18 protein-coding genes and 1 pseudogene are annotated in these 22,804 nt (G+C 55.3%); 7 read left to right on the forward strand and 12 right to left on the reverse strand.

Annotated features, from left to right (window positions below; all coding sequences use genetic code 11):
• Positions 1-74 precede the first annotated feature (74 nt).
• The gene (locus tag HCH_RS17305; RefSeq protein ID WP_011397659.1) at positions 75-2,816 is read right to left on the reverse strand and encodes a sensor domain-containing protein; all 2,742 of its coding nucleotides are present in this window, start codon (positions 2,814-2,816) and stop codon (positions 75-77) included.
• A gap of 273 nt (positions 2,817-3,089) precedes the next feature.
• Between HCH_RS17305 and HCH_RS17310 the strand changes: the two genes are divergently transcribed.
• The gene (locus HCH_RS17310) at positions 3,090-3,716 is read left to right on the forward strand and encodes a Spy/CpxP family protein refolding chaperone (protein WP_011397660.1); all 627 of its coding nucleotides are present in this window, start codon (positions 3,090-3,092) and stop codon (positions 3,714-3,716) included.
• Positions 3,717-4,578: 862 nt separating this feature from the next.
• Here HCH_RS17310 and HCH_RS35240 read toward each other — a convergent pair.
• Positions 4,579-5,967, reverse strand: a pseudogene (locus HCH_RS35240) (tetratricopeptide repeat protein); the annotation flags it as partial.
• A 411-nt stretch (positions 5,968-6,378) separates the two neighbouring features.
• Between HCH_RS35240 and HCH_RS17320 the strand changes: the two are divergent.
• The gene (locus HCH_RS17320) at positions 6,379-7,851 is read left to right on the forward strand and encodes a parallel beta-helix domain-containing protein (protein ID WP_011397663.1); all 1,473 of its coding nucleotides are present in this window, start codon (positions 6,379-6,381) and stop codon (positions 7,849-7,851) included.
• Positions 7,852-7,894: 43 nt separating this feature from the next.
• The gene (locus HCH_RS17325) at positions 7,895-9,094 is read left to right on the forward strand and encodes an SO2930 family diheme c-type cytochrome (protein WP_011397664.1); all 1,200 of its coding nucleotides are present in this window, start codon (positions 7,895-7,897) and stop codon (positions 9,092-9,094) included.
• Between the two features lie 117 nt (positions 9,095-9,211).
• Here the strand turns inward: HCH_RS17325 and HCH_RS17330 are convergent, their stop codons facing one another.
• Together HCH_RS17330 and HCH_RS17335 are read right to left on the reverse strand one after the other, a co-directional pair.
• Positions 9,212-10,261, reverse strand: coding sequence for an AraC family transcriptional regulator (locus HCH_RS17330; RefSeq protein WP_011397665.1), 1,050 nt, complete (start codon positions 10,259-10,261; stop codon positions 9,212-9,214).
• 273 nt (positions 10,262-10,534) lie between these two features.
• Complete coding sequence (locus HCH_RS17335) at positions 10,535-10,846, reverse strand: hypothetical protein (protein ID WP_011397666.1); 312 nt, start codon at positions 10,844-10,846, stop codon at positions 10,535-10,537.
• Between the two features lie 225 nt (positions 10,847-11,071).
• On the opposite strand from HCH_RS17335, the gene HCH_RS17340 reads away from it, so the two are divergent.
• Positions 11,072-12,667 carry an ABC-F family ATPase gene (locus tag HCH_RS17340; RefSeq protein ID WP_083769877.1) on the forward strand — a complete coding sequence of 532 codons (1,596 nt, stop codon included), beginning with the start codon at positions 11,072-11,074 and terminating at the stop codon, positions 12,665-12,667.
• A 68-nt stretch (positions 12,668-12,735) separates the two neighbouring features.
• Here the strand turns inward: HCH_RS17340 and HCH_RS17345 are convergent, their stop codons facing one another.
• Positions 12,736-13,500: a class I SAM-dependent methyltransferase gene (locus HCH_RS17345; RefSeq protein ID WP_011397668.1), complete on the reverse strand. Its 765-nt coding sequence runs from the start codon at positions 13,498-13,500 to the stop codon at positions 12,736-12,738.
• Between the two features lie 139 nt (positions 13,501-13,639).
• On the opposite strand from HCH_RS17345, the gene HCH_RS17350 reads away from it, so the two are divergent.
• The 3 genes from HCH_RS17350 (at position 13,640) to HCH_RS17360 (ending at position 16,553) form a co-directional block, all read left to right on the forward strand.
• A complete protein-coding gene (locus HCH_RS17350; RefSeq protein WP_041598752.1) occupies positions 13,640-13,960 on the forward strand; it encodes a hypothetical protein in 321 nt (106 codons plus the stop codon).
• A 174-nt stretch (positions 13,961-14,134) separates the two neighbouring features.
• Positions 14,135-15,598 carry a hypothetical protein gene (locus HCH_RS17355; RefSeq protein WP_011397670.1) on the forward strand — a complete coding sequence of 488 codons (1,464 nt, stop codon included), beginning with the start codon at positions 14,135-14,137 and terminating at the stop codon, positions 15,596-15,598.
• A gap of 370 nt (positions 15,599-15,968) precedes the next feature.
• Positions 15,969-16,553: a hypothetical protein gene (locus HCH_RS17360; RefSeq protein WP_011397672.1), complete on the forward strand. Its 585-nt coding sequence runs from the start codon at positions 15,969-15,971 to the stop codon at positions 16,551-16,553.
• A gap of 166 nt (positions 16,554-16,719) precedes the next feature.
• On the opposite strand, the gene HCH_RS17365 is transcribed toward HCH_RS17360, so the two are convergent.
• From HCH_RS17365 to HCH_RS17395, 7 genes are all read right to left on the reverse strand, one after another.
• Entirely contained in the window at positions 16,720-17,220 is a 501-nt protein-coding gene (locus tag HCH_RS17365; RefSeq protein ID WP_011397673.1) for a hypothetical protein, read from the reverse strand.
• 77 nt (positions 17,221-17,297) lie between these two features.
• Positions 17,298-17,852 (reverse strand): sugar O-acetyltransferase, encoded by a 555-nt coding sequence (locus HCH_RS17370; protein WP_011397675.1) that lies wholly within the window; start codon positions 17,850-17,852, stop codon positions 17,298-17,300.
• Positions 17,853-17,961: 109 nt separating this feature from the next.
• Positions 17,962-18,408 (reverse strand): SRPBCC family protein, encoded by a 447-nt coding sequence (locus HCH_RS17375; protein WP_011397676.1) that lies wholly within the window; start codon positions 18,406-18,408, stop codon positions 17,962-17,964.
• Between the two features lie 108 nt (positions 18,409-18,516).
• Positions 18,517-20,319, reverse strand: coding sequence for a papain-like cysteine protease family protein (locus HCH_RS17380; RefSeq protein ID WP_011397677.1), 1,803 nt, complete (start codon positions 20,317-20,319; stop codon positions 18,517-18,519).
• Positions 20,300-21,577 carry a hypothetical protein gene (locus tag HCH_RS17385; RefSeq protein WP_011397678.1) on the reverse strand — a complete coding sequence of 426 codons (1,278 nt, stop codon included), beginning with the start codon at positions 21,575-21,577 and terminating at the stop codon, positions 20,300-20,302. The genes HCH_RS17380 and HCH_RS17385 overlap by 20 nt, the downstream gene beginning before the upstream one ends.
• Positions 21,578-21,678: 101 nt before the next feature.
• Positions 21,679-22,440, reverse strand: a complete 762-nt coding sequence (locus HCH_RS17390; RefSeq protein WP_011397679.1) for a hypothetical protein — start codon at positions 22,438-22,440, stop codon at positions 21,679-21,681.
• Positions 22,427-22,801, reverse strand: a complete 375-nt coding sequence (locus HCH_RS17395) for a hypothetical protein (protein WP_011397681.1) — start codon at positions 22,799-22,801, stop codon at positions 22,427-22,429. Before HCH_RS17395 ends, HCH_RS17390 begins: the two co-directional genes overlap by 14 nt.
• Positions 22,802-22,804: the final 3 nt, after the last annotated feature.

Raw genomic sequence — 22,804 nt, forward strand, 5'->3', positions numbered from 1 at the left:
TAACATGCCAATATCACTGTCATATTAATATTAGCAGCGCAAAAAAGGTGTAGAGGGCCACGCCCAAAAGCGTCCTAGTCGCCGGCCACCGGTTTCCTGACAACCGTCAGCGACGCCGGTGGAATCGCGGGCAGTCCTTCCCCTTTCAGCATCTTTTCAAATGCCGCCTTGGGCAGAGGCTTACTGAGCAGAAACCCCTGCGCCTCATCACAGTTGCGTTCCTGCAAAAAGCGCAGCTGCTCCACATTCTCCACGCCTTCGGCCACCACTTTGAGCCCCAGGGCCCGTCCGAGCAGAATAATGCCGCTGGCCAGAGCCTGATTATTAGGGTCGTCCGGCAGATCGCGAATAAACATGCGGTCGATTTTAAGCGTGTCGATCGGCATGTGTTTCAGTCGACTCAGGGAAGAATAACCGGTGCCAAAATCATCAATGGCGACGCTCAGTCCCAATAATCGCACCTGCCGAAGGACTTCCACGCTACGCTCCTCGTGCTGCAGGGCGCCTTCCGTCACTTCCAGCTCCAGATCAAGGTCGGACGGCTCCAGTCCCCAGCGTTGCAATGCATGCTCGATACGTCCTTTGACATCGTAGTGCTCCAACTGTTTGCTTGAGACATTGAAGGCGATGCGAGGCAACTTCAGCCCCCCTTTCAACCAACCCGCCACATCCCGGCACAGCTGATTAATCACCCATCCGCCAATGGGGTCGATCAGAGCGCTGTCTTCCGCAATATTGATGAAACAGTAGGGGGTTATCAGTCCCCGCGTGGGGTGCCGCCAGCGCAGCAGCGTCTCCGCCCCCACCAGCCTGCCGCTGGTCAGGTTGAATTGCGGCTGGTAATAGAGTTCAAACTCATTGCGCTCCAGCGCCTGCCGCATCTCGCTACTCAGGGTCAGGTGCTCGATCGCCCTTTCCGTCAGTTCGCTGGTATAGAACTCAAAAGTGTTGCGGTGTAGCTCCTTGGCCCGATACATGGCCGCATCCGCCGCCCGCGCCAGATTTTGCGCGTTGTCGGCGTCATGGGGAAAAATGGCGATGCCGATGCTGGCGGAACAGACGATTTCATGGCCACCGATATGAACGGGCTGACGAATGGTTTCTATCAATTTGCCGGCCTTAGCGGCGGCGTCCTCGGTGTTGGACAGTTCTTCCAGACTGATGGTGAATTCATCCCCTCCCAGGCGCGCCACCATATCTTCGCCCCGCACCGCTTCCAATAAACGTCGCGCCACGGTTTTCAGCAGAATATCGCCGGCTTCATGCCCCATAGTGTCATTGATGATTTTGAAGCGATCCAGATCGATAAACATCAACGCCACTTCCATACGACGACGCCTGGCCCGCTCCAGGGAGTTTTCAAGGCTATTGAAAAACAGCAATCGATTGGGCAAACCAGTCAGCGAATCATGATTGGCGAGATGGCGCAGCTGTTTCTCTTTTTCTTTGATCACACTGATATCGGAGAACACTGATACATAATTGGCCACATTGCCGTTTTTATCGTAGACCACATTAATGTTCTGCCAGGCGGGGTAAATCTCGCCATTGCGCCGTTTGTTCTCGATCTCGCCCTGCCAATGGCCATGCTCAGTAATCGACCGCCACAGGGAGCGATAGAAGGTTTTGTCGTGACGACCTGATTGTTGCAGGCGGGGGTTACGCCCATAGACATCATCCAGGGTGTAACCGGTAATATCGGTGAAGGCGTTGTTTACCGCAACGATATTGCGTGCGTCATCGGTAATAATGACCGCTTCGCGGATGGCGTCGAACACCACCGCCGCCTGTTGCAATTCTTTCTCGTGACGGCGGCGTTCCGTATAGTCCACCAAAATGCAGCGGCTGCCGCGAAACTCGCCGTCTTCGCTTTGCAGCGCCGTACTGGTCAGTAAAACACAGAACAAACGACCGTCTTTACAGCGGATATTGAGCTCCAGATTGCTCAGTGCGCCTCCTTTCTTCAGTTGCCCCAGCTTATCCCAGCACAACTGCACACAGTCTTCGGAGAGCAGGTCGCAAAACATCACTTTACCGACCAGCTCGCTGCGCGAATATCCCAGCCAGCGCAGCGCCGTTTCGTTGATATCCACGATTACTCCCCGGGGGTCCAGCGAGTGATAGCCGCATGGCGCGTTGTTGTAGAGATCGTAAATCAGGTGCGCATATTCATTCTTGCGATTTTCATCCCGCTTACGTTCGGTAATGTCCTGAATAGTGCCGTGCATTTGCACAGGATTTCCCTGCACGTCGAAAATCACTTCGCCCGCGCCACACACGATGCGTTCCTCACCGTCGGGCCAGATAACACGGTGCTCGATGCCGTACACCTGTTTGTTCTCCAAGGCCTCGTCCACCAGTTTGACGATGCGCGCCCGGTCGTCCGGATGCACGCACTCCAGAAACTTCTCATAAGAAGCTTTGTTGTCATGCAGCGACAACCCCAGATTGCGGTAGACCTGATCCGACCAATACACCTCGTTGCGCTTCAAATCCCAAACCCAGTTGCCCAGCCGGGCGATTTGCTGCGCTTTATCCAGGTTGTTGCGGCTCTCACGCAAGGCCTTGTTGCGAGCCTCATTGGCGGTAAGCACCCAAGCGACCACGCCGCCGATCAGGACGACGCAGGCGATCAGGATATACAACATGGCGCTTTGCAGAGACAGCTCCGCTTTTTGCGCGGCGGGCAAGGTCTCCATCAGCTGGTAGTCCGCCCATAAGAAAACTGTGGAGAGGAGGCCTGCGCCCAGCAACGAAAAGACGAGTAAACGCCGGAGATAAGAACGAATATGACTTTTGAGGTGTATCAAGCGCACGCTGTGGCGTCTTCCCTGGTTTTCGCATGTCCGCCTGCGGCGGCTTTGTTGTTTTTATAAAGAAAACTAGCACAAGACCGCAATTTTGCCTTACTGGTGCGGAACAAATGGCAGTTGAATTGATGGCTGTCAAACCAGAAAAAAATTTATGCGGAAGCTATGGCAATTGCTGATATTTTGACCAGACTATCTGCTGACATCCTCAAGGACTCCATGATTCACCAATAATTCAGGGGCATTACTTACCCGCCAGCCTATAAAGGAGACGTCGTCATGATTAAACCTGTCCTCGCGCCTCTTAACGCCCTTTTCTTCACCTTGATACTCTGCCTGGCCGCCTCCGCCTCTGGCCACGGTTTCTTTGGCTCAAGCGCTTCCGACAGCGATTGCGATGACTGCGGCGCCGGCATGATGCGGGGCCGACACATGATGGGAAGCGGCGGCATGTTCACAGGCGACGACTGGAGCGCATCCAACTGGAGCGGCTACGGTCGCCATTCCATGATGGAATCCCGTCGCATGTTTGGTCACGGATACATGATGGGCGATGGTTTTATGATGGGCGGCATGATGGATTTAAGTTCGCCAAGAATGGCCGGACTACTGGGGTTGGATGATAAGCAGCGCAGCAAGATAGAAGAAATTCAAAAACAGCTGGGCGAGCAGCAATGGGTCCACTTCCAGGAAATGTACAAACAACACGCCGCCATGCAGAACCTGCTCAACAAAGACGAAATGGATGACAAAGCTATTCTGGAAGCCCATCGCGCGATGGCTGACGCCCATCTCAAAATGCTGGAAATTCGATTGCAGGCGCGCAGGAAAATGCAAGAAGCGCTCACCGAAGAGCAACGGGAGCGCCTACATCAAATTCAGGATTATGACTGGGGGTCGCGGTAACGCCTTTCTGCGCTGAGGCGGCGGGTCAGTTTAACGCCGTCGTCTCTTTGACGCTCCGCTTGTCCAGAGACGCGTTGAGCTTGTCCTCGCGCCCGCTTTCCCGCAACACCGACTGGCGATTGCGACGCAGCAGGCTGGTCACTTCTTCCTGTTGATCCCGGGTGAAGGAACTCCACTCCGGCCATTGCTCCGGCGCCCACAGGAACTGGTTGTAGTCCGGCAACCATCCCGACATTAACTGCGCCCGTAATATTTCAAACAACTTGGCGGGGTTTTCGTACACAAACCATTCCGGTATATCCATGGCTTCAACAATTTTATAGGACACGGATTGCTTAAGTTCATCGTGCAGATACTGCGGCGATTTCTGCCCGATGATATGTCGCAAATAGCAGGCGATCAGATAAGGAAAACGGTTCTCAGAGTCAATGGAGGTTTTGTTGGCGCCGAGCTTGGGATAGTAACGATCCAGCTCTTCCAATGCATCCTCATTGCGTCCCAGTTTTATCAGCGTGGCGGCCACCGGCAGCGCGTAGGAGCGATTCCCGGGTTGTTGGCTGCGCCGCTGCTGAAATACGGACAACGCCGCGTCATAGTCCCGATTGATGGAGTACTGCAGACCTCGCGCATAGAGGTAATTGGCGCCGGTGCGCATGCCAGGCGGCACCTGAATCAGTAATTCCTGCGCTTTTTTCATGTCTCCAAGCGCCATCCATAGAATCGCCTCCGTCACTTTATTGTTGGGTTGCCGACCTATCACGTGAGGATACATGCGCGACCAGTTGAAGTAGTCTGTCGCCGTTTCGACGGTAATGGGCAGGAACTCCAGTTGGTCCAATGGACGGTACAGATAATCCGGCTCCAGCGCCAAGGCGCGCTGATAAGTGTCCCTGGCCTGCTCCAAACGCCCCATCCGCAGCAGAGTGTAGGCTTTGCCACGATTGATGCCGCCAGAAAAAGGCTCAAGCTCCAACGCCTGTTCATACATGGCCAGGGACTGAATGAAACGGCCCTGTGAGCGCAGCAATTGACCGTACCAGAGGTAAGCGGGCGCGTAATTCGGCGCCATTTCCAATGCTTTTTTATAGAACCCCTCCGCCTCACTCTCCCTGCCCTGCTCGGAGAACTGCAGAGCGCGGGACGCATAAGCCTGAGGCATGCCTGGATTCAGAGCGAACGCCCGATCCAACAGCGGCGCGCACTTCTCCGACACCGTGCTGGCGGGCATATCCGAATAGACGCTCAAAAAGTGATAGCTGTCGCACAGGGCGACATAGGCCGGGGCGAATTGACCGTCAAGGCTGATCGCCTGGGAGAAGTTCTGCAACGCGCGCTGGAGCGAGTGCACATCGCGCTGAGACCAGTAGTGACGACCCTGCAGGTAATAATCGTAGGCTTCCGGGTCAGGCTCGCGACGGTCACTGAACTCGTCATTAGGTACATTCAGCTGAGACAGCAACGCCTCCGACAGGTCCTGATGAAAGGAATACAGCTTTCTGACTTCGCCTTCGATAAGGCCGCTCCACTGGGAGTCTCTACCCGCCAGATCGGTGATATTAAGAATCAGCCTCAAGCTGGAGCCGGTAATCTGCAGACTGCCGCTGACAGCGCTGCCTCGGTCGGGACGCGACCAGGGCGCGGTCTCGCTGAACACGACCCGCGCCCCTCCCAGAGTCGCCAGTCGAGAACGAATGGCGTCCGTGACGCTGGTGGCCAAATACGCACTATCGCGATGATGGGAGGCGTCCACCAATTGAATCGGATAGACAATGATCTGGCTGGGAGCCTGGGATTTGGGATAAAAAACGCCGAACCCCAATGCGAACACCAGAGCAAGCGCGCCAACGCTGATTCCCCATTTACACAGGCCGCGCCGACGGCCTTTAGCATGACTATGGGGGCACAAACCATCCACATCGGGCTGCGACATTTGCGCCACAATACGGTATGTAGAGCCGTCTCTTTCTATGTAACGGCGCGGTCTGCCATTATCCCCGAACGCCTTGCGTAATTGGGAAATAATCTGATCGACGGAAGCGTCCGGCTGGGCGGACGACGACCAGATTTTTTCCTGCAGTTGCTCCTCCCCCAGCGACCGGCCCTGCGCTTCCACCAACGCCAGAAGAGCCGTCATCGCTTTGGGAGTTAGAGAGATTTCACAATCCTGGTCAGCCAGTTTGTTGGCTTCCGGGTCGACCCACCAGTCTCCGATTTTAAAGGGTCTAAGGGGGTGAATCTGGCGTTTGATCATCCTTCTTTGCCCATCAAGTCCTTGTTAGGTGTTGTCCTGTGTCCTGAAAATCGGGGGGCAGAGGCATTATGGAGAATTCCAATAGCGCTCGAAAGCGTATTTCCTCCGGGGAGCCCGTCGTCTTAATCTCCGCCATCGCCAGCGGATATGCTATAAGACTTTTCTCCCAAAACTGGTATTTTTCTCACATTGTTAAGAAAAAATAACTTTTCACAGACGGTTACGGCCATGCTCCCGTCTTCGCCTTCCCAGACGCCGATTCTACGCCAGCATTAATCAGAATAAAATTACCGCTGGCCACTTTGCACATTGTGACCCTCCCTGTTTTTACGGCATAACAGAAAACACCCAAAAGCGGACAATCTGTCCTCTTATTTGGCCACCAATAATAAAAAGAATGCGAGGGACACTATGCAACCCAGTTTCATCCCCGCCGGCCTTGCGCCGGCTCTTTGTCTTTCTATCGCTGCGCTGACCGGATGCAGTAGCGACACCACTGGCGGCGACGGCTCCAGCGGCTCGAATTTCCCCGACAACGCAAAATTCATCAGCGCCGACGGCGACATCACCATCGCAATCAAGACAGCGTTCATCACTGCGCAGTCCGGCGATTATCTGGTGTTGCCCGAAGGGCGCCTGCAAATAACCGATACCCTGACCCTTGACGGCGATCCCGACGGCGACGGCGCATCATTGGAGAATATCACCATCGCCGGTTACGGCATGGATAAGACCATTCTGGACTTTTCCGGTTCTCTCGGCGGCGACGGCATATTCATTCAGAACATGAAGGACGTCACTGTCCGTAACCTTGCGGTGGAGGAAGCCGCCAACAACGGCATTAAGCTGAAAGACTCCGACGGCATTCGCCTGCAATACACCCGCACGGAGTGGAAAGGCGCGTTGACCTCGGACAATGGCGCCTACGGCCTGTATCCCGTGGAATGCTCGAACATTCTGATCGAAGACTCCTACGTGCGCGGTTCGGCGGACGCCGGCGTCTATGTCGGACAGTCCAGCAATATCGTCGTACGGCGCAATGTGGCCAAAGAAAACGTGGCGGGCATCGAGATCGAAAACTCCCAAAATGCAGACGTCTACAACAATGTGGCGGAAGGCAACACCGGCGGCATCCTGGTGTTCGACCTGCCTATCGGGAACCACAAATACGGCTCCACTGTGCGCGTTTTCAATAACATCATTCGCGACAACAACACCGATAACTTCGCCAACGCCAGCAGCAATCCCGCCGGCGTGCATATCGTGCCTCCCGGCACCGGGGTGATCGTACTGTCCACTGCGGATGTGGAGGTTTATAACAACGCTATCAGCAACCACGACACCACCTCCGTCACTGTCTCTTCGTTCTTTATCGCCGCCAGTCAGACGGAGATGGAGCAATATGTCATGGACGACATCATGGCCGATGGCTGGCGCTCCGTTCCTCGCAACATATCCATTCACGACAACAGCATCAGCGACTCTGGCGGTAATCCGCGAGGCGATTTGATACAGGGTGTGCTCCCCGCATTTCAGGCCATTGGGGAGACCACCCTGCCCAGCGTGTTGTATGACGGCTTCGGGGAGTTATTGGCCCGTGCAGGCTATGGCGCTACCTTTTCAGAGGAGCCGTTCGCTGCGGACGGATCGGAGAACATCTGCGTCGTCAACAACGGCGACGCCACCAAGGGTTTCCTCTACAACCCGGACCCCACCACATTTACTGACGCAGATCCCGCCGACGGCGAACCTGACGCCACGACCGGCGTCGGCGCCAACCTGCTGGACTGCGATCTGGCCCGACTGCCCGCCGCATCCGCCACAGTCGCCGGCAAGGTATACGGATGCGGCCAGGATGACGCCCACGCAGCTTGCAGTCTGTGATGAGACATTGACGCCAGTTAATCAGTAATCAGTTGAGGCGCTTATGCAAAACAATAAAAAAGCCGCTATCTATGGCGGCGTGCTGTGGATAATGGCCAGCGTGATCACCGGTTGTAGCAGTGGCGGAGACGGCTCCGCCGATGATGGCGGAAGTTCCGCCAAGGAAGCGGGAGTATGCGGCGAAAGCGGCGATGGCGTGAACTGGAGCGCCCTCTCCTCCACCAATTGCCGTTACCTGTCCAGTTATCGCCTGTTCAGCGGCGCGGACCCCACGCAAACCACAGACGGGTCTGGCGTTGTCTATGATCTCGCCAGCCCCCTGTTCACGGATTATGCGAGCAAATACCGGGTAGTGTACGTTCCTGAAGGTAAACAAGCCCAGTACAGCGAACAGGAAGTCATTGATTTCCCCGAAGGAACCGTCATAACCAAAACTTTCGCGTTGCCGGCGGATACGGCCAATCGCGGCCTGGAAAATGAACGTCTACTGGAAACCCGCCTATTGATCCGTCGCGCCAGCGGCTGGGCGGCTCTGCCTTATATTTGGGACGCCAACAAGGAAGACGCGGAACTGAGCGTGGCGGGCGGAAATTACGCCGCAACGGTGGTGCACAACGGGGTGCAGCACAATTTCACTTATCAGGTTCCCGACACCAATAAGTGCAAGCAGTGCCATCAGTTCAAGACGGATTCCGGCTCCCGTTTTGTTCCGTTGGGTCCCAAAGCGCGCCAGCTTAACTGGACTTATGCTTACCCCAGTGGCGCCGCCAACCAGCTCGCCTATTGGAAACAGAAAGGCATTATTTCCGGTCTGCCGGATGATTTGTCCAGCATAGACAGCGTCCCCAGCTATAGCGACGCGGACGCCTCCAACCTGGCGGGCTATTCCGATGATCAGATCCATCGTTTGGCGAAAGGCTATCTGGACGTTAACTGCGCGCATTGCCATCGCCCTGAAGGCGGCGCGTCGAATACCGGCCTCAGCCTGGAGTTCTGGCGCAGTTTCGCGGACTATCAAAGTCAGCATGGGGTTTGCAAACAGCCCGTGGCCTACGGCGGCGGCGCATTAAGTTACGACATCGAACCGGGGTCGCCGGACGCATCCATCTTCAACTTCCGAATGGAGACCGACCAGCCTGGCGACAAGATGCCGGAAATTGGCCGTCAGCTTGTACACCAGGAAGGACAGGCGCTGATATATGAATGGATCGCGCGGATGGCGCCCAACGATTGCGTAGATTAAGCCCTTGCGTACGCCAGTATTTCAGGTTAAAAACTGACAACTGGCCGCGTATACGCGCCAAGCGATAAAAACTTTATAAAAACAGTCGCTAAAACAAATTTTGCGACACCCTGGAAGCTAAACCGAGCGGACTGCCCCCGGGGGCAGTCCCAGCCATTTCTTAAATGCGTGCCGAAAGTTGGCCGCTTCCGTAAACCCCAGCTGGTCCGCAATGTCGTCCACCGCCAATTCTTCTTCCTGCAACAGCGCAATCGCCTGTTGACACCTTATCCGATTGAGCAGGCGTTGGTAGTTGATTCCCGCCGTCGCCAATCGTCGCCGCAACGTGCGTGGACTCATATTCAGACGCCCGGCGATTTCCGGCAACTCTGGAAAGCCGCGACGGGCGTATAGCATGTCGCTGATGCGCTGCACCAGACTGGTTTCATCCCAGGCAGTGAACTGCAGATAGGTAGGTTGCTCCTGCATCGGAGCGGAGTCAGGCAAACGCACCCGCACCGGCGCCTCTAGCAAACGCACATCAAAGGCCCATTCAATAAACGGTTGCGAAAAACGCAATGGGTCGCCGAACACCAGACGATATATTTTTTGGTCCGTTGGCGGCTCTCGCGTAAAAGACACATACCGCAAGGGAAAGTCGAATCCCGCCACTTCTCTGGCGACCGTGAAAAAAGCGGCGATACAGATCTCCATCAGGAAATCGAGCGTCTCATGATTCAGACCGCTGACATTGTAGTGGCGCACCACCACTTGGTCGCCCTGCAAGGTCAGCGATTTATCCATCACGACGCCGAGCTGATCATAATTGCGCTCCACCAACACCAGCGCTTCGCCCAGGGTTCGGCAGGCAGCCACCTGTACGCCAATCTCTCCCAGACTGGCCAACGTATAAGACTGCCCGATAGCGCCCCCCAAACCCGGAGTGGCGTAGCGCTCGCGCACCAGATCCAGGGTTTGCAGCAATCTATGGGTGGGCATCGAGGGCTCTTCCCATAAGCGTTCCCAATCCAGTCCCACCTGTTTCAAAACGGACTCTACAAACTCGGCGTCGCCCCATTCCTCCAGGCACGCCAGGATATTGCGTAACTCATAACTGGGATAAGGCTGATCGCCGATCACCGACTGCGTGAAAAATCCCTGCTCCAACTCCTTAGATATTGCGTTCACAGTACTCCCTGCCCCCTTCCATTGTTGTTATCGATAGCTTCTAAAAACCTATCGCGGCGGCTGAATACTGATTGTCCGCAATACTGCAGGTTATAACCGGCCAGGCGTCAACCGGCGAATACAGTTAACTGAACGTTATTCAGAAGGGATCATGCACCCATGCCGTGAATTCAGGCAAAAGCTTTTTGGCGGAGGATTGGAGAATTGCGACCTGGGTCAAATCAGAAGGCTTGCATGTCCCCATAGGTTTTGCGTGGGGTTTATGCTTGATGCTCAATCGTCGGGGAATAATTTCTCTATAAGTTCATCTCTTGCTTTCTCATCAATCACACGCCACCAATACGGGGTCTCTTCCGTCTTCGGCTCGCCTTTAAACTCATATATTTTTGCTAAACCTAATAACTCGATCGGATTACTGGCGATGAACTTATAACCATTTTTTTCTGCGCACCAAAGGCACATCGAAAGATCCGCTTCAGCATGCGGGAGGCTCTCATCATCATAGTGAAGCCATAGCCTGTAACCTTGCTTTTTAAGAATATTCAGACATGTATTGTGTACGTTCGAATGACTTCCTAGCGCCATTTTCCACTCTCGTAGTGCTGGGTTGGATATAGAAAACAAAACCTCAAGCGGACTGCGAATAATTGTACGCCCGTCAATTTACAGTTGCTTGTAAATTACCGACATTTCGCGCTCAAGCCCAACAGTGGCCAGCGGATTTCCCTTAATATCACACCGCCACACTTGGCCCTAAGCGGCGATTGCTCTATCATGCGCGGCCCTTCTGTTTATTTCCTGGACAATGCTGTGATTAGTACTGCGAACATTACGATGCAATTCGGCTCCCGGCCGCTGTTTGAAAACGTCTCCGTCAAGTTCTCTCCTGGTGGCCGCTACGGTTTGATCGGGGCGAATGGCTGCGGTAAGTCGACGTTTATGAAAATCCTTGGCGGCGATTTGAGCCCCACTGCCGGCGTGGTATCCATCGAGCCCAACGCCCGCGTGGGTAAGCTGCGTCAGGATCAGTTCGCTTATGAAAATTACTCAGTGATCGACACCGTCATCATGGGCTATCCCGAGCTGTGGGAAGTGAAACGTGAGCGGGATCGCATCTACAGCCTGCCGGAAATGAGCGACGAAGACGGCATGAAAGTCGCCGATCTGGAAGGCGCCTTCGCAGAGATGGACGGCTACACCGCCGAATCCCGCGCGGGTGAATTGTTGATTGGCGTCGGCATTCCCGTCGAACAACATTATGGCCTGATGAGCGCAGTCGCTCCCGGCTGGAAGTTACGGGTTCTGCTGGCGCAAGCGCTGTTTTCCGACCCGGACGTGCTGCTGCTCGATGAGCCGACCAACAACCTGGACATCAACACCATCCGCTGGCTGGAAGATGTGTTGAACGCCAGAAACAGCACCATGATTATTATTTCCCACGACCGTCACTTCCTGAACAGCGTCTGCACGCACATGGCGGATGTGGATTACGGCGAGATTCGCCTCTACCCCGGCAACTACGACCAGTATATGGCCGCCTCGACACTGGCCCGGTCGCAGCTGCTGGCTGAGAATGAGAAGAAGCAGGCGCAGCTGGACGATCTGGCGCAGTTCGTCGCCCGCTTCTCCGCCAACGCCTCCAAAGCCAAACAGGCGACGTCCCGCGCTCGTCAGATGGAGAAAATCCAGCTGTCGGAAGTCAAGGCTTCCAGCCGGGTTAACCCCTATATCCGCTTCAATCAGGAAAAGAAACTGTTCCGACTGGCGCTGGAAGTGGAAGGCCTCAGCAAAGGCTATGAAGACCTCAGCCTGTTTAAGAAGCTGGATATGATGATCGAAGTTGGCGAAAAAGTGGCGGTTCTGGGCGCTAACGGCGCCGGTAAAACCACACTGATGCGCTGTTTGATGAATGAAGTCGAGCCGGACGCAGGCGCCGTGAAGTGGTCGGAAGGCGCGTCGATTGGTTACTACGCCCAGGATCACGCGGCTGATTTCGCTGAAGACATGAGCTTGTTCGAGTGGATGAGCCAATGGCGTCAACCCAAAGATGACGATCAGGTGATTCGCGGCATCCTGGGGCAATTGCTGTTTTCCGGCGATGAGATCAAGAAGTCGGTCACCAAGATTTCCGGGGGCGAACAGGGCCGCATGCTGTTTGGAAAGATCATGCTGCAACGCCCCAACATTGTCGTCATGGACGAGCCCACCAACCACTTGGACATGGAATCCATCGAATCCCTCAACCTCTCTCTGGAGAAGTTCGAAGGCACCGTCATTTTCGTCAGCCACGACCGCGAATTCGTCTCCTCCCTCGCCACGCGAATCATCGACATCACACCCAATGGCGTGATCAATTTCGCTGGTACATACGACGAATACCTGCGCTCCCAGGGCATGGACGTATAAGTCAAACATAAAGGGGCTGAAATTGTTTTCGGCCCCTTTTGAATTTTCCTCAAGCAAGCCTTTCCTGATCAACCCACCCGAACCAGAAACAACTGGCTCTCGTAGCTCAGCTCAATATTTCCGTCTTGCATAAACCGATTCAGCAACGCATCCAGGCTTTGTAGAAAGTGTGTTTCGTCCGCCGCCAGTGCGCGTTGCGCCTGAGTTGAAGAGCGGCTCATGCCGACGAAGGCTGAGGCGGGGATGGACATCGTCCAGTGGTGTAAGCGGAACGCCACCGCATCGCGTGGACAGGTAAACGCGTATGCGACCTCCCCCTGAAAATCGAAACTCCGATAGTGGCGGCTGTATCCTGGACTGTATGTCTCCAGCAGACTTTCGTAGCCATCCAGGAATGGGCTGTTTTGATAGTGGCGATTATTTTGAATGACGGCGAATACGCCATCGGAAGATAGCGCCTGTCGAGTCGCCGCCAGCATTTGCGGACGGTCCATCCACTGAAAGGATTGCGCCGCCAGTATCAGATCAAGCTTCGGTAATGTCGGGATGACCTCCTCCGCCTTTCCCATGCGCCAATCCACTTTAGGAAACTTGCGCCGCCCCTGCGCAATCATATCAGCGGAAATATCCACCGCATAATAACGATGCTGATTACCCAGAATCGGCATCAGCCCTTCCAGTGCGATGCCCGTTCCCGCCCCGACATCGGAGATGTTCAGAGAGTCGCGCTCAGGCAAGGCGTCCTTGATAATCCCCATTAACGCCTGAGGATAACGGGGACGATACAGATCATAGTCTTCTGCAAGACCATCGAATTTTTCCTTGGTCATCATGGCATTCCTTTATGAGTGAAAAAGCGAAGCGATTATAAACTCTTTTGCAATGACCGCGACCTTGCGCGATAGAATACGCCCCACCCCAGGCATGTATTGCATGCAACCACTCTCGTGCGAATTGGAGCCCATTTTATCCATGACCAAAGCAAGCGTTTACCTAGCCACCCTGTGCAGGTTGCGAGTAGTCATCGCTGTTGTTTTCACCTGCTTCGCGCTGATCACCGCCGCCCACAGCATACACGCATTATTCTTTGATGAGAGTTTGAGCGCCGCCAAAAGCATGGGGAGCAATTTACTGCTGACAGAAGGGTTGCTGATCCTGTCCGCTTTATGCGCCTCCAACGCCAGATCAGTCGTAGCAAGGCCTGTTTTTTACGCGCTGACTTTACCGGCCCTGCTGGTTGGCGTTCCGTTATTACTTACACTGATCGTGTCGGCGGCTGGCGCTTACTTATAACGAAAAAGCTCTCAAAAAACTCCTGCGCACATAATGACCACCGGTCATTTATTTGATATTTTTCTTGTTATTCAACCTACTAGACGGTAGATTGATTCGCCTTCCCATCGCGGTTGGCGTCCACAGAACCATTCACTTCCTGTATCGCCGCCGCTTAATACAAGGAGTACTTCTGTGACAAAAGGCATCGTTACTTTCGCCTCCCTGCTCTCTCTGCTATCCCTCACGGCGTGCGGCGGAGGTTCTGGAAGCTCAGGCGGAACTGCAGGTCAGACAAATACGCCAGATCCTGCCGAAGTGGTCGACCCTGGTCCGGCGACAGGCCAGTTTCCTGACAGCGCCATGTGGTCCGGCCGTGCGAACTACCGCAATATTTCTTCTGACGTCAAAAATCAGATAACGAAGGTCGCACACGGACCTGACGGCTCAGTCTGCTACACCTATGCCCAAAGCGCTGCTGACAACACATGGACAAGCAAGCTGGAGTGTCTTGCCCCGCAGGGAGATCTGCTGTTCAGCAAAGAGCAGGATGGGCTGAGCGCCTTCAAAGACATCGCTTTTACACCTCTTGGGAATTTGATAACGGTGGGACTGCAACCTGTCGGTCCTGAGCTGCCGGCCAATCCCGAGCGCAGCTATGTCGTGCTCAGCAAGTTCTCCATGCAAGGCGACGCCCTGACGGAAACCCGCCTGGTCGACGCGCCGGATGCAGCGGACCTGATTGAGTACGATGTTCAGGAAGACGGGACGATCACCACGATTCCCGTCGCGGATTTGAACTACGGAAACAACCCCACACTTCCCAATAACGCACTGCTTTCCCTCAAAGTGGAGGCTAACGCCGTTTATCTTCTTGCCTATACGTACGGGATCAAGGTATACGCCATGAACCTGAACTTATCCCAAACCTGGGATCGTCAGGTTATGCCCACCCATTTCGCGATGTGGCGCAGAGTCAGACCGCTGCTCGCCAAGATAGCGGTCTCGGAAGGTGATGATCGCATCGCTGTCGCCTTTGAGACCAAAGACGCCTTCATACCCGTCTATGAACAGCACTTTGGCCGTATGCTGCAACTGAGCAACCTCAATGAAGGCGATAATGACGAAGACATCGCCGTCACGCTGTTGACCACTCAGGGCCACTATCTGGACACACTGCTGCTGGATAAACAGTTTGACGAATCTCTGGGTGGAGTTGTCGTGCAGAATGGCGAAATTTGGATTGGCGGCGACGCCTCCGTGCAAAAACCAGGCGGAGGCGTTGAAAGAGACTTCTTTTTAGCCGAGTTCGCATCAGACGGAAGCCTGCATAACTACACATTGATCGACCATAAACAGGACGAGGCGGCCGTCGATTTCCAGGCGCTGGATATCGGTAAATTTCTGTTTTCCGGTTCAACAAGCTCGACTAACGGCGTCACGGCCGGCCTGTTGCTGCAAGTTACAAACGAGGCGAAAAAGCTGAGATTCACAGAATTCAGCGCCGCCCAGTCCGCCCATATCGCTGCGGCTTCTCCCCTCGGTAATAGTCAAATTCTGTTCGGAATGGTTTATGACCAGACCAACATAAACTTGACCTGTGGCGCTGACGGAGCCCAATGCAATGGCAAATCCGTTATTGGCGTAGCAGGACAATAAAGACGCCTTTTCGGCGCTCGTACAGAGCGCCGCGCTCCCTTTGATACACTTACGCAAATCAATACTTAAACCCCCACATACAATACGTTAATACCGATATATTTACATAAATACCACATATCGTTTTTCATAATTGATTCACATCAATTCGCCTTTTATATAACCCCATATTTTTAACTTTTCGTCATTTATTTTCAGCGACTCGTAGAAAATACGATAGGCGGGGTTACTTTCCCTTCTTACAATGCGCGCCGTTGCAGTCAATGGGTTTTATATATTCTAAACGTCATTCCAATCAGATTATATTCTGCTCATTTATTGCCAAATTATTTCAATATATGGAAATTAAAATTACAGGTTAGAGGTAACAATGAGATTAATTAAACTGGCTCTGCTTTCATGTCTGTGTATTTTCACTCTTCCCGCTTTTGCGGAAGGTAAAACTGATGCCTTGATCTGCACCATGGATATCAACGTCTGGGGCAACGCCAGTATCTGCCAGTGCCCTGAAGATTTGGTATACAGCGAAGTAACCGGCACCTGCCTGACTCAAACCGCCTACAACGACCTTGGCAGACAAGGCCGTTACCCTCAGATCTGCACCCGCGATCTGGGCGCCTGGGGCGCTCCCAGCCACTGCTCTTGCGACGAAGGCCGCGTTTACTCTGAAGAAAGCGGCGCCTGCGTCACTGACGTAACGCCTAATATTGTTACTCTGAGCGGCAAACTGGTGGTCACCAAGCCCGCCAAAGACATTCGTTTCGCCGATATCAGCCTGCGTACGCCGGAAGGCGGCAACTACCTGTTGAACTTCAGCATCAATCAGCAGGACGCGATGAAGCTGGACGGTTTGTGGGTGGAAATCGTGGGTGAGAAAGTGTATCTGCGCGAAGGCTCCATGAACTCTCAAGCGGGTACTTTAATCACAGTACAAGACATTTACTGGCTGGATTAATGATTAGATCCAGACAGGATCTATAAGAGAGAAAAAGCAGATTCGATAATAGTCGTCTCTGCTTTTTCGCTATCCACGCCTAAATGTCGACTTATCTCAATAATGGCCTAATTATGGCAAGCAGAAACATATATTAAAAAATAGATTGATCACTCATAAAAGTCCGCTATATCTCTTCCATAAAGTCTTCAATGACTTCCGGACTTAGCTCCATTATCGCTTCCGCCATTGCAGCCTCACCATGTACAACCGCCATCACGGCGGCCAACACTCTCACGCCGACTTCATCTTTCGGTTTCGCCTTGGCGGCGAGGCCCGGCAACATGGCGATGGCGTTGTGATAACCCTCCTCCAGTTCCGCCGACAAATCAGGTCCATGACCATGAAGACGGGTGATTTCTATTGATACGGGCAACAGGAAGAAGTCTATCGGCGCCTCCTGGGGATTCCGGCTCAGAATGTCGACAATATGAGGAACCGCCGCATAGGATGCGGTATAAACGTCCCCCTGATGACAGAGCGCGTTCCAAAGCGAGAAATAGGGTTCTGATTCAAAGGTGTCTGAGGGCGGCATTTTCGCCAGCTCCCGCAGCATATCCGGGATATCCCCCGCCTCACCGAATGCGTGCGATAACTGCGCCCATCGTTCCCGATTCAATTCCAGCATGATATTCCCCCTCCGGCGCCAGCGCCTGTGCGGCGCAAATTATTCTTACCGTATTGAGACGAGGCTGCGCCACGAACCTACGGTATTTCTCTTATCACTCTAGCCGGATTTCCCGCGATCACCACATTATTCCCGAAGCTTTTGGTCACTAAGGCGCCAGAGGCGATGACCACGTTATCGCCCAAGGTGACGCCCGGATTGATCGTTGCGTGTCCGCCAATCCAGCAGTTGTGGCCAATGGTGACGGGCAAGGCGTATTCTTTGCCGCTGTTGCGCTCCACGGGATCGATAGGATGGGTGGCGGTGTAGATGCCGACCTGGGGCGCAATCAGACAGTTATCGCCAATGCGCACCTCCGCCACATCCAGAATGACGCAACCAAAGTTGGCGTAGAAGTTTTCACCCACATGAATATGGCGACCGTAGTCGCAGTTGAAGGTCGATTCGATGAAAATATTCTCGCCTGTGGTTCCGAACAGCTCTTTGACCAGACGCCTGCGCGCATCCGGCTCTACCGCGCTGATGGAATTCAGTTGCTCCGTCAGCAAACGCGCGCTCAGGCGCATTTCCACCAGTTCAGGATCAGTCGGGTCATAGAGCTGACCCGCCAGCATTTTCATCTTTTCCGACATAGCGTTTCCTTGAATGAGTTTTTCAGGCGCAACGCAGCCTGCGCGAACTGGAATTCACTATATCGGACAAATTCGTGGGAAAGGAACCCCGCGACGACGGCGAGCAGGATCAGTCCGGTATCTCCGGCTCCACCAGTCTCGCCAAATGCTCCAAAGACTCCTGCCAGCCCAGGTAGCAAGCTTCCAAGGGGATCATTTCCGGTATGTTCTCCTGAGTGATATGCAACTCGCAGCCGCAGGATACCGCTCTCAAGATAACAGTGGTCTGCATTTCTCCAGGCAGGTTTGGATCATCAAAAACGGCGGTGTAGCGGATACGTTCGCGAGGGACCAATTCATGGTAAGTTCCGCCAAAGGAATGGCTATGCTCCGTTGAGAAATTGGTGAAGGACATTCTGTATCCACCACCCACCCGCGCGTCCATAGCATGCACCTTACCGACAAATCCATTCGGCGGCAGCCATCTGGCCCAAGCATCCGGATCAAGAAAAGCGCGATAGATTTTTTCCGGCGTCGTGCGCAGCACACGATGCAGACGAACGGTGTTTCCAGACATAGTTATCCCTCCTTGAGGCCAACTCGTTCATACAGAAATTCAGCTTAGTCTTTGAAACAGACAAAGGCGGTGGAAACCGCCTTTTCATGTCCCTTCACATAACTGTCATCACCCATTCGGCGGCATGCCTGGAACCCAGGTGCTCCAGAGTTCCCAGGTGACGATGAAGGCGTCGCTGTTGGTGGAGATGTCGAAGCGCCAGCCCATGGGTTCTGAGCCGAAAATGGCGAAGACGAATTCGACGCTGGAAGCTGGCAGGATGATGGATTGTTTGGTCTGCCCCGCCTGATCGGTGATGGTGATGGTGGTTCCCAGCACGTTGGCGTTGCGGATTTTGAACCACATGCCCTGCCCGCCCTGCACGCGCAGCGAGGTATTGCTGTTCCAGGTTCCAGAGGTGAGCAGCCGATAATTGGCGGGATTGCTGGGCGCCTCCATGGCGATAGAGTGGCCCACATAGGCGGAGAAACTCTGCGCCGCCGGGTTGCGCATCCAGTCTGGCAGGCTGGGCAAGTGGGCGATGTAGATGGGCGCTTTGTAGCTCATCTCCTGGCCCGCCAGGGTCGCCTGCTTCTGTTCAAACTGCCGATAGGTTTCCGTGTATTGGGAACCGCGGTTGGACGGACGGAAGCTGCTCATGCCCTGCTCCCAGGGATCATTGATATGCAGGATGGTGCCGTCCGGCGTGCCGTCGCCGTGGATGCCGGTGACCACGCGGATATGAGGTCCGGGCTCCGCCGTGGCGATCCATAGAGGGCCATAGTTGCGCAGCAAGTTGACGAAGGCTTCGATCGTATAGGACTGCGGCGCTTCCGCGGTGAAGCCCCACACATTCATCACCCGCAAATCTTCGGGATGCAACCCATTCTGATATTGTGACCAATAGCCCACCGCCCTGGCGATCTCGGAGGGGTCAATACTCATTTGTTCGCGCCAGCCGACAATCATGGCGAATCCCGCCGCCCAGCAGGAGAAGCCGGTTTGCTGGGGCACCAGCTGCACGTTGTAGCGCACATCGAAAGACTGATTCATCGCCATCGCCTGCCGATGCGCAGCCAGCGCGTCGGTATAGTCAAAAGCGCGGCTGTGACCAATCGCCGCCGGCGCGCTGAAACTGCGTGACGGGGCTGGCAGACTGCGACCATAGGACATCGCCCGTTGTTCGCTGACCGCATCCGCCTGCCAGTGCACGACCTGAATGCGCATATAACCAGTGCGACGCACTTCCTCTTCGTACTTGGGAATGAACACGGCGATCGATTCTTCATAGCGTCTGCCGCCCGCCGGATCGACAATCTTGAACTTGGTGTTTTCCGGCGTACCGTCGCCGTGCATGCCGATAATGATGCGGGCGTGTATCGCCCAGGGTTCCCCTGGGGCTTCGTCAGTGGTCACCCAGACCGGGCCGTAGTTGCGCAGCAATCCCTCCCACCCCTCCAGGCTGTAGCTTTGCGGCGGCTCAGCCACCAGGCCAGCGGTAGAAATGAATGTAGGTTTATCGTCGCCGGCCAGACCGCCATTGGCGCGGAAAATATTCACCCAGCGCTCGCCCACCGTCGCCAGCGCCTGCTCAATAGTCAACTGACGTTGCGAACGCCAGCTTTTCAGCATAGTGAAAACCGTCGCCCAACAGGTCATGCCGGAAGGCTGCGCCATGACCCAGAAGTTTCCAGGCACGTCATAGCTGATGGCGGAGAAACTGCGAGCAGCGTGACGCCCCCGCCCCGGCCAACGGGATACCCGGGCGCTGAGTCCCTGCCCCACCGGCGGCGCGCTGGGCGCCTGCGGAGTAGGCTGTGGCTGCTGCATACGATCCAGCGCACTGCGTACTTTCTGTTGCTTATTGGGTTTGGAGCGAGCAGGCGCGCGCGGCGCCAGTGTTTGCTCCAGGTCAGCCAGTCGGTTGCTCATTGTCGTCACCTGCTGTTTCTTCAGTGCGGTTTGCCTTGTTGTCTGTCTCGGTTTCCAGGATGGGCGGCTGCGGTGGACGCTCAGCGCCGATCTCCGCCAGCTCCGCCACCAAATCGAACTCATCCAGATTCATGGGGTCCACGAAGGGACTTTGCACAGTCGGCGACGCCGACGGTTGCGGGGGCTGCGCGGGCGTTCCCTGCAGCTCTCTCTCAAAATGATCAAAGCGCTCCTTCAAGGGCACAGCGCCCAGATCGAAGCTGTTCGCATACCGCATGGCCAGCCCCATCTGATCGAAAATATCGTGCGTAGGACGGGCGGGCGCCTGATCCTCGCTTTGCGGCGTCCCCGCCGCGTTTGGCGTCGGAGGCGGTGCGGGTTGCGCCGGTGAAGTCAGCGGCGGCTCGGCGGGCCCGGAAGCGGAGGGCGCCGGATGCCCAAGAATCGCGGCCAGATCCCGTTCGAAATCGTCTTTCGCTAACGCCAGTCCCGCATCCAGCGCCTGCTTGCTGGCCGCCGTCACCCGCTGCGGTTGCGATTCCGTCAACCAGTTAAGGTCATCCTCTTCTTCCTGTCGACTGACGAAAGCGGGAGGCGCCGCTTGACCGCCATTGGGCGATTCCGTCCGTAAACTTGGCTGGGACGATGGCGCGTAGGCGGGCGTAGCATTGGAAGGCGCTGGCGACGCTACGGCGGGGTCAGGCCGAAATAAGTCGTCCGGCGAAGTGGGGCCGCTCAATGCCCGACTGTGAGAAACCGCCTGCGGCTCTTCAAAAGGCTCTACTCGGAAGCGCCCGGTATCCGGGGCGGAAAACTCAGGGGCGTATGCCAGAGAACCCGCCGCAGGCTGCGGATAGCTTTGCTGATGGCTTGTTTGATAATGGGGCTGATAACTTTGCGAAGCGCTCCAGGACTGCGCCACTGGCGCGAAGGGGTTCTGTTCCAGTGCGGGCGCAGGAAGCGATGGCGCCTGCTCCTGATCCATCCGCAGCATGGTGCGTTGCGGCGGCTTCTCCACCATCGCCGGCGGGCCGGGCCGGCGTCCCAGCACCCGATCCTCCAGCGCTCTGAGACTGCGGGTCGGCTGCGCGACGCGTTGACCGCGCACCACCTCGATCTGCTCCCGATACCCAGTGGGCGGCGCTGACATGCCCGCTCCCCTTCGTACGTCTTCACGTTTGAGTCCTCTGGCGTCGCTGCGTTCGGGATAGGCGTCCCGCGCCAGCGATTGCTCCAGTGATCGCAGACTTCGTCCCATAGAGGCGTCCTCTCCGATGGTTCGTATCCAGTCAATAGTTGTTTGGCGGGTATCGCTACCGCGCCGCCTTTGGTCTTTCTCTTCTGAACGAAACGTTATCCTCAGGACTGCAGATTCAGTTGCATCACCGCGTAGGGGTCCAGGGCGATGGCCAGGGCGTTGTCGCCGTCTTTAAGCGCCTGCCGCGGCACTTTCAGTCTCAACTCGCCGGCGTCCGCATGCAGCACTTCCGCTTTCTGGTTATTGACCATGGCGGCCGGATAGCTGGTGCTTTGCTGCAAGACAAAGTTGCTGCCCCGCAGAGTCAGCTCCACCGCTTCCTCTTGTTCTGTCGCGCTCAGCGTGGACAATTGCGGCGACAGTTTGCGCCGCCGCGCCTTGTTGATCAGATTGGCGAGGTCGGAATAGTCGAGGCTTTTCTCGCCGCCGGTCTTCTCTTTCACCACGTTCTCAATATTCACATTGCGCTGATTCAATTTCTCCAGATCCCGCGTCGAGGTGACGCCGACCTTGCGCAGGCTTTGCTTCACCTCTTCATCCACCTCATCCAGGGTATCCAGTTGCACATCATCCTTGTTGGGCGGCTCGTTGGCGTTCTCGCGAATCTGCCGATCGGTGATGGAGCCCAGTTGAAAGGAAATCCGTGAGCCGCCGGTCTCGCCGGGTTTCACCATCTGAAATTTCACCTTGCCGTCCTCCAACACCGGAAAAATATTCAGATCCAGCGCCACATCCTTTACGGTATAGGTCAGCTTGCGCGTCAGCCCCTTCAGGGACAGCGTGTCCTGCGCCTTATCCAGCTCCAGGATCAGGGAGTCCAGAAACTGCTCCAGATTCCAGGATTTGCTTTCACGCGTCGTCATCGTCGTTCAACTCCAGAGTGACCCGCAGTCTGTGCAACACCGGTTGCACGCTGGTTTCGATCCATTGGGTCGGCGGCGCCACGCCAACAGTGAAAGCATCATTGTCATCCCGGAGCGACTGCAGCTCGATGGGCATGTCCAGCGCCAGACGTTCGACGAACAGGCCCAACAATTGATCCGGCTGCGCCGGGTCGACGTCAAAGGCCAGTTGCGGCGTCAGAAAATCCTCCAGCATAGCCGCCAGACCAGGAAACCGGTCTTCCTCAGCAAGAAGCTCCTGATCCTGTGGCGCCACCGGCTCAGTGACGCCATCCTGATCCCCGGCCGCCGCATTCTGATTTGGATTCATGGAGTCGCTCATTGT

This window comes from Hahella chejuensis KCTC 2396, from assembly GCF_000012985.1.
Lineage (GTDB): Bacteria > Pseudomonadota > Gammaproteobacteria > Pseudomonadales > Oleiphilaceae > Hahella > Hahella chejuensis.